Source organism: Streptomyces sp. NPDC030799 (assembly GCF_055572255.1).
The window spans coordinates 191,474-205,485 of record NZ_JBVIDS010000008.1; the positions used below are offsets into that span (position 1 = coordinate 191,474).

Annotated in this window: 11 protein-coding genes; 6 read left to right on the top strand and 5 right to left on the bottom strand. The window is 69.9% G+C overall.

Annotation, left to right across the window (positions count from 1 at the left end; genetic code table 11):
• Positions 1–191: 191 nt before the first annotated feature.
• On the bottom strand, positions 192–3,218 hold the full coding sequence (gene uvrA, locus ACZ41I_RS21525) for an excinuclease ABC subunit UvrA (protein ID WP_468514816.1): 3,027 nt from the start codon (positions 3,216–3,218) through the stop codon (positions 192–194).
• A 225-nt stretch (positions 3,219–3,443) separates the two neighbouring features.
• Between uvrA and ACZ41I_RS21530 the strand changes: the two genes are divergently transcribed.
• The 5 genes from ACZ41I_RS21530 (at position 3,444) to ACZ41I_RS21550 (ending at position 7,533) form a co-directional block, all read left to right on the top strand.
• The gene (locus ACZ41I_RS21530; RefSeq protein ID WP_363213670.1) at positions 3,444–4,130 is read left to right on the top strand and encodes a maleylpyruvate isomerase family mycothiol-dependent enzyme; all 687 of its coding nucleotides are present in this window, start codon (positions 3,444–3,446) and stop codon (positions 4,128–4,130) included.
• A 45-nt stretch (positions 4,131–4,175) separates the two neighbouring features.
• Positions 4,176–4,829, top strand: a complete 654-nt coding sequence (locus tag ACZ41I_RS21535) for an MBL fold metallo-hydrolase (RefSeq protein WP_399770187.1) — start codon at positions 4,176–4,178, stop codon at positions 4,827–4,829.
• Between the two features lie 138 nt (positions 4,830–4,967).
• Positions 4,968–5,852 carry an ABC transporter substrate-binding protein gene (locus ACZ41I_RS21540; RefSeq protein ID WP_399770184.1) on the top strand — a complete coding sequence of 295 codons (885 nt, stop codon included), beginning with the start codon at positions 4,968–4,970 and terminating at the stop codon, positions 5,850–5,852.
• A complete protein-coding gene (locus ACZ41I_RS21545; protein ID WP_399770182.1) occupies positions 5,849–6,781 on the top strand; it encodes an amino acid ABC transporter permease in 933 nt (310 codons plus the stop codon). Before ACZ41I_RS21540 ends, ACZ41I_RS21545 begins: the two co-directional genes overlap by 4 nt.
• A gap of 23 nt (positions 6,782–6,804) precedes the next feature.
• Entirely contained in the window at positions 6,805–7,533 is a 729-nt protein-coding gene (locus ACZ41I_RS21550; protein WP_468514904.1) for an amino acid ABC transporter ATP-binding protein, read from the top strand.
• A gap of 46 nt (positions 7,534–7,579) precedes the next feature.
• Here the strand turns inward: ACZ41I_RS21550 and aroQ are convergent, their stop codons facing one another.
• Positions 7,580–8,053 carry a type II 3-dehydroquinate dehydratase gene (aroQ, locus tag ACZ41I_RS21555; RefSeq protein ID WP_468514817.1) on the bottom strand — a complete coding sequence of 158 codons (474 nt, stop codon included), beginning with the start codon at positions 8,051–8,053 and terminating at the stop codon, positions 7,580–7,582.
• 175 nt (positions 8,054–8,228) lie between these two features.
• On the opposite strand from aroQ, the gene ACZ41I_RS21560 reads away from it, so the two are divergent.
• On the top strand, positions 8,229–9,533 hold the full coding sequence (locus ACZ41I_RS21560; protein ID WP_399770180.1) for an MFS transporter: 1,305 nt from the start codon (positions 8,229–8,231) through the stop codon (positions 9,531–9,533).
• A gap of 20 nt (positions 9,534–9,553) precedes the next feature.
• On the opposite strand, the gene ACZ41I_RS21565 is transcribed toward ACZ41I_RS21560, so the two are convergent.
• The 3 genes from ACZ41I_RS21565 to ACZ41I_RS21575 form a co-directional block, all read right to left on the bottom strand.
• Positions 9,554–10,654, bottom strand: coding sequence for a calcium:proton antiporter (locus ACZ41I_RS21565; RefSeq protein WP_399770178.1), 1,101 nt, complete (start codon positions 10,652–10,654; stop codon positions 9,554–9,556).
• Between the two features lie 92 nt (positions 10,655–10,746).
• Positions 10,747–11,748, bottom strand: coding sequence for a TerC family protein (locus ACZ41I_RS21570; RefSeq protein ID WP_468514818.1), 1,002 nt, complete (start codon positions 11,746–11,748; stop codon positions 10,747–10,749).
• Positions 11,749–11,968: 220 nt separating this feature from the next.
• Positions 11,969–14,002 (bottom strand): TerD family protein, encoded by a 2,034-nt coding sequence (locus tag ACZ41I_RS21575; protein WP_468514819.1) that lies wholly within the window; start codon positions 14,000–14,002, stop codon positions 11,969–11,971.
• Positions 14,003–14,012: the final 10 nt, after the last annotated feature.

Sequence of the window (14,012 nt, forward strand, 5' to 3'; positions counted from 1 at the left end):
GGCCCCTTTTCTCCCTGCTGCTTCTCTGCTGTTTCTCTCTGCTGGTGTCAAGGTGCGGCCGGACCCGTGGTGCGGGGATGTGTCGGACCTCGGAGCCGGGGTGGCTGATGGTGGAACGAACGGCGCCCCGCGGGAAGTTCCCGCGGGGCGCCGCTCTTTGGCCCTGTGTCAGACCTTGTCTGCTGCCTGCGTCAGGCCTTGCGTGCCCGCGCCGTCTTCTTCGCGGGCGTCGTCTTCTTCGTGGCTGCGGCCGCCTTCTTGGTGGCCGTGTTGTTGGCCTTGGCCGTCACCGTCCTCTTCGCCGCCGTCGCAGCCGCGGCCGTCTTCCGGACCGTGGTCGCACGGGGTGCCGTCGCCGGGTCCGCGTCGCTGATGCGGTCGGCGCCGAGGATCTCGCGCAGGAACTTGCCGGTGTGGCTGGCCGGCACCCCGGCGACCTCCTCCGGCGTGCCTTCGGCGACCACGAGGCCACCGCCGGCACCGCCCTCGGGACCCATGTCCACAATCCAGTCGGCGGTCTTGATCACGTCGAGGTTGTGCTCGATGACGATGACCGTGTTGCCCTTGTCGACCAGGCCACCGAGGACCGTCAGCAGCTTGCTGATGTCCTCGAAGTGCAGACCGGTGGTCGGCTCGTCCAGGACGTAGACCGTGCGCCCGGTGGAGCGCTTCTGCAGTTCGCTGGCCAGCTTCACACGCTGGGCCTCGCCACCGGAGAGGGTGGTGGCGGACTGGCCGAGGCGGACGTAGCCGAGGCCGACGTCCTTCAGTGTCCTCAGGTGCCGGGAGATGGCCGGGACGGCCTCGAAGAAGTCGGCGGCCTCCTCGATCGGCATGTTCAGCACGTCGGCGATGGACTTGCCCTTGTAGTGGACCTCCAGGGTCTCCCGGTTGTACCGGGCGCCGTGGCAGACCTCGCACGGGACGTAGACGTCCGGGAGGAAGTTCATCTCGATCTTGATCGTGCCGTCGCCCGCGCAGTTCTCGCAGCGGCCGCCCTTGACGTTGAAGGAGAAGCGGCCCGGCAGATACCCGCGGACCTTCGCCTCGGTGGTCTCGGCAAACAGCTTGCGGATGTGGTCGAAGACGCCGGTGTACGTCGCCGGGTTGGACCGCGGGGTGCGGCCGATCGGCGACTGGTCGACGTGGACGACCTTGTCGACCAGGTCGTCGCCGTCCACGCGCGTGTGCCGTCCGGGGACGTTCCGTGCGCCGTTCAGCTCGCGGGCCAGGTGCGTGTAGAGGATGTCGTTGACCAGCGTGGACTTGCCGGATCCGGAGACGCCCGTGACGGCCGTGAACACACCCAGCGGGAACGACACGTCGATGTCCTGCAGGTTGTTCTCGCGGGCGCCGTGCACGGTGAGCTGCCGGGACGGGTCGCGGGGGCGGCGGATGTCCGGGAGCGGGATCGCCTTGCGGCCCGAGAGATACGCGCCGGTCTGCGACTCGGTGTTGGCGAGCAGTTCCTTCAGCGAGCCGCTGTGTACGACCTTGCCGCCGTGCTCGCCGGCTCCGGGACCGATGTCCACCACCCAGTCGGCGACCTTGATGGTGTCCTCGTCGTGCTCCACGACGATGAGCGTGTTGCCCATGTCGCGCAGCCGGACCAGGGTCTCGATCAGCCGGTGGTTGTCCCGTTGGTGCAGGCCGATGGACGGCTCGTCCAGGACGTACAGGACGCCGACGAGACCGGAGCCGATCTGGGTGGCCAGACGGATGCGCTGGGCCTCGCCGCCGGAGAGCGTGCCGGCCGCGCGGTTCAGTGAGAGGTAGTCCAGGCCGACGTCGACCAGGAAGCGCAGCCGCTCGTTGACCTCCTTCAGCACGCGCTCGGCGATCTTCTTGTCCCGGGCGTTCAGCTTCAGCCGGCCCAGGAAGTCCGCGCAGTCGCTGATCGACATCCCGGAGACCTCGGCGATCGACTTCTCCATGATCGTGACCGCGAGGACGATCGGCTTCAGGCGCGTGCCCTCACAGCTCGGGCAGGGCACCTCGCGCATGTAGCCCTCGAAGCGCTCGCGGCTGGCGTCGCTCTCGGCCTCGCTGTGGCGGCGCTTCACGAACGGCACCGCGCCCTCGAAGGGCGTGGTGTACACCCGCTCGCGGCCGTACCGGTTGCGGTAGCGCACCTCGATCTGGGTCTTGTGGCCGTACAGCAGGGCCTTCTTCGCGCGCTGGGGCAGGCCCGCGAACGGGATGTCCGTACGGAAGCCGAGGGCATCCGCGAGGGCGCCGATCAGGCGGCCGAAGTAGTCCTTGGTGTGCCCGTGCGACCAGGGGTGGATGGCGCCCTCGTCCAGGGACTTGTCCGGGTCCGGGACGATCAGTTCCGGGTCGACCTCCATGCGCGTGCCGATGCCGGTGCAGTCGGGGCAGGCGCCGAAGGGCGAGTTGAAGGAGAAGGAGCGGGGCTCCAGCTCCTCGAAGGACAGGTCGTCGTACGGGCAGTACAGGTGCTCGGAGTACATGCGCTCGCGCTCGGGGTCGTCCTCGGGGAGGTCGACGAAGTCGAGCACGATCATGCCGCCGGACAGACCGAGGGCGGTCTCCACGGAGTCGGTGAGCCGGCGCTTGGCGGACTCCTTCACCGTGAGGCGGTCCACGACCACCTCGATGGTGTGCTTCTCCTGCTTCTTCAGCGCCGGCGGGTCGGAGAGCTGGATGGTCCGGCCGTCCACGCGCGCGCGGGAGTAGCCCTTGGTCTGCAGGTCGGCGAAGAGGTCCACGAACTCGCCCTTGCGCTCGCGCACGAGCGGCGACAGCACCTGGAAGCGGCTCCCCTCCGGCAGCTCCAGGACCTTGTCCACGATGGCCTGCGGCGACTGGCGCGAGATCGGGCGGCCGCACTCGGGGCAGTGCGGCTTGCCGATGCGCGCGAAGAGCAGACGCAGGTAGTCGTAGACCTCGGTGATGGTGCCGACCGTCGAGCGCGGGTTGCGCGAGGTCGACTTCTGGTCGATGGAGACCGCCGGGGACAGGCCTTCGATGAAGTCCACGTCCGGCTTGTCCATCTGGCCGAGGAACTGCCGGGCGTACGAGGAGAGCGACTCCACGTAGCGGCGCTGGCCCTCCGCGAAGATCGTGTCGAAGGCCAGGGAGGACTTGCCCGACCCGGACAGGCCCGTGAAGACGATGAGCGAGTCACGAGGCAGGTCGAGCGAGACGTTCTTCAGGTTGTGCTCGCGCGCGCCACGGACGATGAGACGGTCGGCCACGCCGGTCCGCACCTTTCTTGAGAGAAGTGACAGGGGCGGGGCCCCCGTGCTTCTTCAGACTAGGGGGAGCCACTGACAACGCCGGTCGGATTGCCCGATTGCATAACAACCCCCGGCCATCCAGCATGCCCGACGTCGCCTCCGACGATATAGCACGTGCTTTCGATTTGCGGACGGGCTTCACCACCTTCACCCGAAGGTGTTGGCGGGGCTAATGTCAGGCCCATGATTGATCACGCTCATGACCTGGCATGTGTACGGGACGCGACCGAACGGCTGCTGACCGCGGTCGCCGAACTGGACAACGCATCGCTCGCCGAGCCGTCACGGCTTCCGGGCTGGACTCGCGGCCACGTCCTCGCCCACCTCGCCCGCAACGCGGACGCGCTCGTGAACGTTCTGGAGGGCCGGCCCATGTACGCGAGCGCCGAGGCGCGGGACGCCGACATCGAACGCGACGCCTCGCGTCCGCTCGACGCCCAGCTCGCCGACCTGCGCGAGACGGCGGCCCGCTTCCAGGCGGCGGGGGACGCGCCGGCGGACTGGAGGCGCACGGTGGAGCTGCGCAACGGGGTCACCGACTCCGCGTCGCGCGTGCCGTTCCGCAGGTGGATCGAGGTCGAACTGCACCATGTCGATCTCGGCATCGGGTATGAGCTGGAGGATCTTCCGGCCGAGTTCACGGAGCGGGAGATCGACTTCCTCGCGGCGCGCTTCCTCGGGCATTCCGAGGTCCCCGCAACCCGTGTCACGGACGGCACGCGCGCGTGGAGCACGGGACGCGAGGCGGCCGAGCCCGAGGTGACGGTCAACGGCGCTCCGGCGGACCTGCTGGGCTGGCTCGCCGGACGTCGTGAGGGGGCCGCGCTGAAGGCGGCCGGCGGCGCGCTGCCGAAGCTGCCGCCGCTGTAGCGCGACAACGGTCCGCCGGGCACTCCCCGCTATAGGCTGATCACCATGACGTACAGCGGAGAGGTCAGGGTCGGCGGACCGGCCGACGTGCACGAGCTGAAAGACCTGATGATCACGAAGATCGCGGTCGGCCCGATGGACAACAACGCCTACCTGCTGCGCTGCCGGGCCACCGACGAACAGCTTCTGATCGATGCCGCCAACGAGGCGCAGACGCTCCTCGGCATGATCGGTGACGACGGCATCGCATCCGTGGTCACCACGCATCGGCACGGCGACCACTGGCAGGCACTCGCCGAGGTCGTCGCCGCCACGGGCGCGCGTACGTACGCCGGCCGCGAGGACGCCCCCGGCATCCCGGTGCCCACCGATGTTCTCGTGGACGACGGCGACGTCATCAGGGTGGGACGTGTCGAGCTCACCGCGCGGCATCTCGTGGGGCACACCCCGGGCTCGATCGCGCTGGTCTACGACGACCCGCACGGCCACCCGCACGTCTTCACCGGCGACTGCCTCTTCCCGGGAGGCCCTGGAAAGACGACGAATCCGCGGGACTTCACCAGTCTGATGGACGGTCTGGAGGAGAAGGTCTTCGGCCCGTTGCCTGACGAAACGTGGATCTACCCGGGCCACGGGAACGACACGACGCTCGGCGACGAGCGGCCCCACCTGGCGGAGTGGCGATCCCGAGGCTGGTGAGGTGTCGGCGCGGCCCCCCGTGCCCCTTGCGCGGGCGCGTACGCACAGCGTTCACAGGACCGCAACACCCGTTCCCACTATGCGGACAGTTACGGCCATGACCTGGACAAACGTGGGGTTCGCTGCCAATCTCCCGCCATGTACCTCGCCCCTCGCACCCTGCGCCGTGCGCTGGCCGCCGCCACCGTAGCCCTGCTCGCCACCGCTGTCGGCTGTGCTCCGCAGCCCGAGGACAACGCGTCGGCAAGCCCGTCCGGATCGGCCGTGAAGAGCTGCGCCAAGGGCAAGTTGGCGACCAAGGCCTCCGGCAAGCTGACGATCGCGACGGACGAACCGGCGTACGAGCCCTGGTTCAAGGACGACAAGCCGGCCAACGGCAAGGGCTTCGAGTCTGCGGTCGCCTACGCCGTGGCCCGGCAGCTGGGTTACGGCAAGAGCGCGGTCGTATGGCAGAGCGTGCCGTTCAACAAGGCGTTCGCGCCGGGTGTGAAGACCTTCGACTTCGACATCAACCAGGTGTCGATCAGCACCGAGCGCAGGAAGGCCGTCGACTTCTCCTCGGGCTACTACGACGTGCGCCAGGCCGTCATCGCCCTGAAGGGCAGCAAGGCCGCCGAAGCGACGAGCATCACGGACCTGAAGGGCCTCAAGCTGGGCGCCCAGGTGGGCACCACGAGCCTCGACTACATCACCGACGTGGTGAAGCCGAAGCAGGAGGCCGCGGTGTACGCCAAGAACGACCAGGCCAAGTCCGCCCTGAAGAACGGGCAGGTCGACGCCGTCGTCGTCGACCTGCCGACCGCGTTCTACATCACCGCGGCCGAGGTGACCAACGCGAAGATCGTCGGCCAGTTCGAGAACCAGGGCGCCACACCCGAGCAGTTCGGGCTGGTACTGGACAAGGGCAGCGCCCTGACGTCGTGCGTGAGCGGCGCCGTCGACGCCCTGCGCAAGGACGGCACCTTGGCGAAGCTCGAGAAGCAGTGGCTCTCCGACGCCGTCGACGCCCCGGTGCTCAAGTGACGGTCACCAAGGGCGAGTCGGCGCGGGAGGGGGCCGACGACAAGGGCGACATGACCGGCGCCGCCGCCGACGTTCCCGATGACGGCTACGTACCCTCCGAACGGCGGCTGGAGCGCGAGCGCCGTCAACGCGCGCGTGCCCGCCGCGCCACGGCCGTGGCAGCGCTCTCGACGCTGCTGACGGCTGTCGTGCTGTACCTGGTCGTGGTGAATGCGCCGGGCTGGCCGCGCACCAGGGAGACGTTCTTCAACGCGCACTACGCGCGCGAGGCGCTGCCGAAGGTCCTCGAAGGGCTGTGGCTGAACGTCCGCCTGCTCGCGGTGTGCGGCGTCGCCGTCCTGGTTCTGGGCATGCTGATCGCGATCGCGCGCACCCTGCGCGGCCCGGTCTTCTTCCCGTTGCGGGTGCTGGCGGCGGCGTACACCGACTTCTTCCGTGGCCTTCCGCTGATCATCAACCTGATGATCGTCGTCCTGGGCGTGCCGGCGCTGCGGCTGCAGGGCGTGACGGTCGATCCGGTGCTGCTGGGCGGTACGGCGCTGACCCTGACGTACGCGGCGTACGTGGCCGAGGTGTTCCGGGCCGGCATCGAGTCGATCCACCCTTCGCAGCACGCCGCGGCCCGCTCGCTGGGCCTCACCAACCGGCAGGCCCTGCGCTACGTCGTCCTCCCCCAGGCGGTACGGCGTCAGGTGCCACCACTGCTCAACGACCTGGTGTCGCTGCAGAAGGACACCGGTCTGGTGTCGATCGGCGGGGCGGTGGACGCCGTCCGCGCGGCCGACATCATCGTGGGCCGGAGTCTGAACTACACGCCGTACATCGTCGCGGGGCTGGTGTTCGTGGCGCTGACCATTCCGATGACCCGCTTCACGGACTGGGTGACGGCGCGGATGGACCGGCAGCAGGCCCAGGGAGGATCGCTGTGAGCGACGACACGCCTGTTCTGCGGATGGAGTCCGTCCGCAAGACCTTCGGCGGCTCGGTGGTGCTGCGGGACGTCGGTCTGGAGGTCGCCCCGCACACGGTGACCGCGCTGATCGGCGCCTCCGGCTCGGGCAAGTCCACGCTGCTGCGCTGCGCCAATCTCCTGGAGGAGATCGACGACGGTGCGATCTGGCTGGACGGCGAGGAGATCACCGATCCCCGTGCCGACCAGGACGCCGTGCGGCGTCGCATCGGTGTGGTCTTCCAGGCGTACAACCTGTTCCCGCACATGACCGTGCTGGACAACATCACGCTGGCGCCGCGGCGGGTCCACGGCGTCGCCCGCGGCGAGGCCGAGGAACGGGCCACAGAGCTGCTGGAGCGCCTCGGACTGGCCGCCAAGGCTCGCGCCTACCCGGACCGGCTCAGCGGCGGCCAGCAGCAGCGTGTGGCGATCGTACGGGCGCTTGCCGTGCGGCCCCGGCTGTTGCTGCTGGACGAGATCACGGCGGCGCTCGACCCCGAACTCGTGGGCGAGGTCCTGGAGGTGGTCCGGGGCCTGAAGGACGACGGCATGACCATGGTGCTGGCGACGCACGAGATGGGCTTCGCGCGGGACGTCGCCGACCAGGTTTGTTTTCTGGACGGTGGAGTCGTCCTGGAGCGCGGCACCGCCGAGCAGGTCTTCGGTGACCCGCAGCAGGAGCGCACACGGCGCTTCCTGCGGCGGATCGTGGAGGCGGGCCGCCTGTGACGGCGCCGGCCCACTCGTCGACGAAGGCCTACGCGTCGGCGCAGGCCTACGCGTCGGTCTGGGCGGCGCCCAGCATGGCTGCCACGCGCTCCACGCCGAACACATAGCCCTGTACGCCGCATCCGGCGATCACGCCGTCGGCGCGCAGCGAGACGTAGGAGTGGTGCCGGAACGATTCGCGCTGGTGGATGTTGGAGATGTGCACCTCCAGCACGGGCATGCCGTCACAGGTGTTGAGTGCGTCCAGAATCGCGACCGACGTGTGGGAGTAGGCGCCGGGGTTGATGACGATCCCGCAGTGGTCCAAGCGCGCCTCGTGGATCCAGTCGACCAGTTCGCCCTCGTGGTTGGACTGCCGGAAGTCCACCGTGCCGCCGTGCGCGGCCGCCGCCTTGGCGCACAGCGCCTCGACGTCGGCCAGCGTGTCCTTGCCGTAGATCTCGGGCTGGCGCTGACCGAGCAGGTTCAGGTTGGGCCCGTTGAGGATCATGATCGGGGCGTTGGCCAGGGTGCGGGGCACGGTTCCTCCGGTCCGTTCGGGGCGGTACTCGACGACCGCTGCTCGCCCCCGGTCTATCACGCTGACCGGAGCGAAGGGCGGGCCATGCGCACCAGTGACTTCGGCGCACGCCACGGCCGCCCGGTCACCTCCGCGCGCCCCGTAACCGCCGATCACAGTGGGTAGTTGACGCGGCATGCAGCCTGTACGCGCCGTAAGTGCCCCTTCGTTGCCGAGACTCGCCGCCGCGTCGCTGGCGGGTACCGCGATCGAGTTCTACGACTTCTTCGTCTACGGGACGGCGGCGGCCCTGGTTCTGGGACCGCTGTTCTTCCCGACGTTCTCGCCCGTCGCAGGAACCCTGGCGGCGTTCGGGACGTTCGGGGTGGGATTCGTGGCCCGTCCGCTCGGCTCGGTGCTCTTCGGGCACCTCGGCGACCGGCGCGGGCGGCGGCCGGTGCTCGTCGCCTCGCTGCTGCTCACGGGCGCCTCGACGGTCGCGGTGGGCTGCGTGCCGTCGTACGGCACGATGGGCGTCGCCGCACCCGTGCTGCTGCTCGTCCTGCGCTTCCTGCAGGGGCTGGGGCTCGGCGGGGAGTGGGGTGGAGCGGTGCTGCTGACCGCCGAGCACGCGCCGGCCGGGCGACGCGCGCTGTGGTCGAGCTTCCCTCAGGTGGGTCCCGCGATCGGTTTCGTGCTCGCCAACGGTGTGATGCTCGCCCTGTCGGCGGCGCTGTCGGACGCGGAGTTCGCGCGGTGGGGATGGCGGGTGCCGTTCTGGGCGGCCGGGGTGCTGGCGCTGGCCGGGCTGTGGTTGCGCTCGTCGCTCGCGGAGAGCCCTCGGTTCCTGGAAATCGACGACCACGCGCGCGTGCCGCTCGTCGAGGTCGTACGGCATCACGGGCGGCTGGTGCTGCTGACGGCCGGCGCCCTGGCCGTCGGGTACGCGGTGTTCTATGCGGTGACGACCTGGTCGCTGGCGTATGCGACGGAGCGGCTCGGGGTGAGCCGGACGGTGATGCTGACCTGTGTCATGGCCGCGGTGGTCGTGAACGGGGCACTGACACCCCTGATGGCCCTGCTCGGCGACCGCTATGGGCGCCGGCCGATGTGTCTGACGGGGTGCTCGGCCTGCGCCGTGTGGATGCTCCCGATGGTGGCGCTGCTGGCCACCGGTGAGCCGTTGCTGATGTTCCTCGGCATTCTGGGCGCCCTGATCGCCTTCATCATCATGTTCGCGGTCATCGCCGCCTACCTGCCGGAACTGTACGAAGCGCGGGTGCGCTGCACGGGCGCGGCGGTGGGCTACAACCTCGGCGGGGTCCTCGGCGGCGCACTCACCCCGATCGTGGCCACGGCGCTGGCGGAGCAGGGCGGACGGGTGCCCTGGGCCGTGGGCGCGTATCTGACGGGCGTCGCGCTGCTCAGTCTGGGGTGCTTCGCGCTGCTTCCGGAGACGCGGCCGGTCCCGGTCCCCGCGGTGGAGCCGGCGACGGGCTGACCCGGTCCGCCGCCGCTGCGCTATGGGTTGATCGCCAGTTCCAGGTATGCCGCGAAGAGCACCAGGTGGACCCCTCCCTGCAGAGGTGTGGCCCGTCCCGGCACCACCGTCAGGGAGCTGACCACCACGGTCAGCGCGAGCAGCAGCATGTGTGTCGAACCGAGGCCGAGGACCAGCGGTCCGGACAGCCAGACGGAGGCGAGGGCGACGGCCGGGATGGTCAGGCCGATGCTGGCCATGGCCGAGCCGAGAGCGAGGTTGAGGCTGGTCTGCACCCGGTCGCGGCGTGCGGAGCGCAGCGCGGCGATCGTCTCCGGCAACAGGACGAGCAGGGCGATGATGACACCGACGACGGCGGGGTGCAGGCCGGCCGCCTGTACGCCCGATTCGATGGTGGGTGACACGCCCTTGGCCAGGCCGACCACGCCGATCAGCGCCAGACCCAGCAGACCGAGGCTGATCCAGGCCGTCCGCGGGGACGGGGGTGGGGCGTGGCCGTCGGCGGTGATGACCTCGCCCTGCCGGGTGATCGGCAGGAAGTAGTCGCGGTGGCGCACGGTCTGGGTGGCCACGAAGAGGCCGTACAGGATCAGCGAGGACAGTGCGGCGAAGGTCAGCTGCACGGTGGAGAACTCAGGCCCGGGCTTGCTGGTGGTGAACGTCGGCAGCACCAGGCTGAGCGTGGCGAGCGTCGCCACGGTCGCCAGGGCGGCGCCGGACCCCTCGGGGTTGAACACCGCCGTGCCGTGCCTCAGCGAGGCGACGAGCAGACAGATTCCGACGACACCGTTGCAGGTGATCATCACCGCGGCGAAGACGGTGTCTCTGGCCAGGGTGGAACTCTTGTCGCCACCGTCGGCCATGAGGGTGACGATCAGGGCCACCTCGATGACCGTGACGGCGAGGGCGAGCACCAGGGAACCGAAGGGTTCACCGACGCGGTGGGCGACGACCTCCGCGTGATGCACCGCGGCCAGGACGGAGCCGGCGAGCACCACGGTCACCAGGGCGACGACCGCGCCCGGCATCTCACGGCCCCAGGTGAACACCAGGAGGACGACCGCGAGGACGGGCACCAGGATCGTCCATTGCCGGGTGACCGACCGGAGCGGAGTGATCATGCGGCGATGGTCGCAGAGACGTACAGGATTCGCATTCCGCACTTTTCCGATGCCTGCCGTCCTTTCTGCCGTGCGGACCGGCGCGGCCTTGATCAGGCGTCGACACTGTCCTTGGGAGGGCCTTGCACGTCGGCGCGTGCCGCCTCGACGGCGGCCTGCTTCCTGGAGGCCATCAGGCTGGTGATGGTGGTGACGACCAGGACAGCGCAGATCACTCCGAGCGAGACGGGAATGCTGATCTCGGGGACATGGACGCCGGACTCGTGCAGGGCGTGCAGCACCAGCTTGACGCCGATGAAGCCCAGGATGATCGACAGGCCGTACGAGAGGTGGACCAGCTTCTTCAGCAGGCCACCGATGAGGAAGTACAGCTGCCGCAGCCCCATCAGGGCGAAGGCGTTGGCCGTGAAGACGATGTACGGGTCCTGGGTCAGGCCGAAGATCGCGGGGATGGAGTCCAGGGCGAACAGCACGTCCGTGGTGCCGATGGCGAGCATCACGACCAGCATCGGAGTCATGACCCGCTTGCCGTTCTGCCGGATCCACAGCTTGGTGCCGTGGTACCGGTCGGCCACGCCGAACTTGCGCTCCGCGGCCTTCAGCAGCTTGTTCTCCTCGTACTCCTCGTCCTCCTCGTCCGCACGGGCCTCCTGGACGAGCTTCCAGGCGGTCCAGATCAGAAAGGCGCCGAAGAGGAAGAACACCCAGGAGAAGCTGCCGATGATCGCGGCTCCCGCTGCGATGAAGACGGCCCGCAGGGCCAGGGCTATGAGCACGCCGACGAGCAGGACGCGCTGCTGGTACTGAGCGGGCACCGCGAACTTCGCCATGATCAGGACGAAGACGAAGAGGTTGTCGACGCTCAGCGACTTCTCGGTGATGAATCCGGCGAAGAACTCGCCGGCCGGCTGTCCGCCGCCGAAGACGAGCAGACCGAGACCGAAGAGCCCGGCCAGGGCGATCCAGACGACGGTCCAGACACCGGCTTCCTTGATCGAGACCTCATGCGGCTTGCGCCCGATGAAGAAATCGATCCCGATCAGGGCGGCGAGACCCACGACGGTCAGGACCCACAGGGTCATGGAGACTTCCACTGCACCTCCGGCATTACGTAACGGCAAACACATCAGCGTCGTCGCTGCCGGAGGTCTCTTCCACCCGCGCCGGGCCGGCGCCCCGGGACGGGACCGGTCCGTACTGACGGGTGCGCCGCAGTCAGGGAGTACTCCCCTCCGTACGGAAACGGTACCCAATCACCAAGGAAAGGTAAAGAGAAAGGGAAAATAAAGACCAAATAGCCTGGTCAGCAGTCCTTTACCTGTGCTTGGTCAGGTTCCTGGCCACCTCGGCGAGGACCTGGTGCACGATCTGGCTGCCGGTCGGCACCAGCGAGGGTTCGTAGGTCCAGGCGTGCCCGACCCAGGGGTCGGCGAGGTGGTCGTCGGGGACGGGGGTGAGTCGCATCAGCGAACGCCACAGCGGATCGAGCAGGGGGCCGTAGGCCGCTGCGTCCTCGCGGTCCGCCACCAGCAGGAGGTGCACACCGACGTCGGGCCCCTCGTCGGCGAGATAGCGCAGCCGGGTCACGGCCCGGTCGTCGAAACCATGCGGGAAGTCATTGACGATGAGCAGTTGTCGTGCGGTGTCGACATCGGCCGGCAGCGATTCGGGCGCGCCGCCGCGCACAGCCATCTGCACCAGGTCGACCCTCCGGGTGAGCTTCTCCAGCACCTCCCTCACCCCGGCCGCCCCGGTCGCGGGAGGCGCGGCGAGCACGCCGGTCCGGGTGAGCGGAGCGAACGCCGCTGCCCCGGCGCCGGCCGGGTCGATGACCTGCACGGCGAAGTCCCCCGCCGGATGCACGGCGAGCAGCCGCGCCGCGAGCGCCACCGCCGCCTCCATGGCCAGGTGCCGCAGCTGGGCGGAGTCCGGGAAGCCGTCGGATGCCGCCGCCGACCCGCTGTCGAGCCACAGACCGCGCTCCAGCGGCAGTCTGACCAGCATGGGTATGCGCAGCGGCACGCTCTCGGGCAGATGCAGGTCGCCGAGGCGCAGGGCCATCGGTGGCTCGGTGGGCATGCGGTAGCCGTGCCAGACGGGGTTGTCCCATCCTGCGTATGCGGGCGGCAGCGCGGGTTCGACCACCTCGGACTCGGCGGTCAGCTGGGCGAGATCTCGGTCGAGGACCGCGCGTGCCTGTGCCACCAGCTGCGTCCGGCGGGCGTGGGCCGCCTCACGCGCGGTCTCTCCCGCGGTGCCGAGCCGCCCACGGGGTTCGGTGAGGGCCTGGTCGAGTTCCTTCTCCAGGCGGGAGTCGGCGAACTCTACGGCGCTGCGGTACGCGGCGGTCGTGCGCGCCAGGTCCTCGAACATGCCCCAGACCTGGTTGTACAGCCGCTCCTCCATCGACCAGCCCACGGCGTCACCCGCGACGGGCGGCGCGGGCCGGCCGTCGGTGTCCGCAGCTGCCGGAGGCGGTGTGGCGTGCGGGCGGCGGCCGGGGTGCGTGTAGTCGACCCGGGCGCCGGTATCGCGCGGGCCGGTGCCGGAGGCCTGGGCGTCGTACGGGTTCCGTGCGGGATACGAGGGCGTCGGCTCCGCCGTACCGGGGGCGGGAGCGTGCGGGGGCTCCGGCGCACGGGTGTCGTACGGCGCGGAAGCCGACGTGTCCCGGGCCGCGGCGGAGGCGTCGTGCGGGACCGTCGCGGAGGTGTCCTGCGGTGCGCGGGCGGCGGTTTCGCGGCCCGAGGTGTCCTGCGGCGCCGGTGCGGTGGAGGGGGTCGGCAGTGCGCGGGACGGGCCGTGGGCCGCCGACTCATGGACTGCGGCCGCGAGGTCGGCGGCCTCGCGCAGCCCCTGGTCGGCGAGGAGTGCCGTGAGCCCGGCCGCGTAGCCCTGGCCCACCGCGCGCACTTTCCAGGCGCCCTGTCTGCGGTACAGCTCCAGGGCGAGGACGGCCGTCTCGCTGTCCAGGCCGGTGAGGGTGTAGCAGGCGAGTTCGGTGCCGTCGAGGCCCTCGACCACGGTGTGGGGGGCGGCGACGGCACCGAACCGCGGCGGCGCTCCGGCTCCTGTGGGCAGGGCGAGGAAGACGTCGACGCGGTGCGCGGCCTCGGGCAGGGCGTCCAGGTCGACGGCCAGCCGGTGTTCCGTGGCGCACTGCCGGGACACCTCGATGCCGGGCAGAGCGGGCGCGCCGGGGTGGGCCACCCACTGGGTGCCGTGCACCGTGCCGTTCTCGTCGCCGAGCATGGCCCCGGCCAGGACCGGTGCCCCGGCCGAGACCCGGATCGTCAGCCGGACGTGGGACAGCGGGTGGTTCTGTCCCCGCACCAGCTCGGCCGTCATCGCCGTCGCC

Bases quoted from the DNA above. Each gene is read 5' to 3' on its own strand.
- ACZ41I_RS21540 (WP_399770184.1), top strand. From the start codon at position 4,968: ATGTACCTCGCCCCTCGCACCCTGCGCCGTGCGCTGGCCGCCGCCACC.
- ACZ41I_RS21565 (WP_399770178.1), bottom strand. From the start codon at position 10,654: ATGATCACTCCGCTCCGGTCGGTCACCCGGCAATGGACGATCCTGGTG.
- ACZ41I_RS21530 (WP_363213670.1), top strand. From the start codon at position 3,444: ATGATTGATCACGCTCATGACCTGGCATGTGTACGGGACGCGACCGAA.
- ACZ41I_RS21560 (WP_399770180.1), top strand. From the start codon at position 8,229: ATGCAGCCTGTACGCGCCGTAAGTGCCCCTTCGTTGCCGAGACTCGCC.
- ACZ41I_RS21575 (WP_468514819.1), bottom strand. From the start codon at position 14,002: ATGACGGCCGAGCTGGTGCGGGGACAGAACCACCCGCTGTCCCACGTC.
- ACZ41I_RS21535 (WP_399770187.1), top strand. From the start codon at position 4,176: ATGACGTACAGCGGAGAGGTCAGGGTCGGCGGACCGGCCGACGTGCAC.
- ACZ41I_RS21550 (WP_468514904.1), top strand. From the start codon at position 6,805: ATGGAGTCCGTCCGCAAGACCTTCGGCGGCTCGGTGGTGCTGCGGGAC.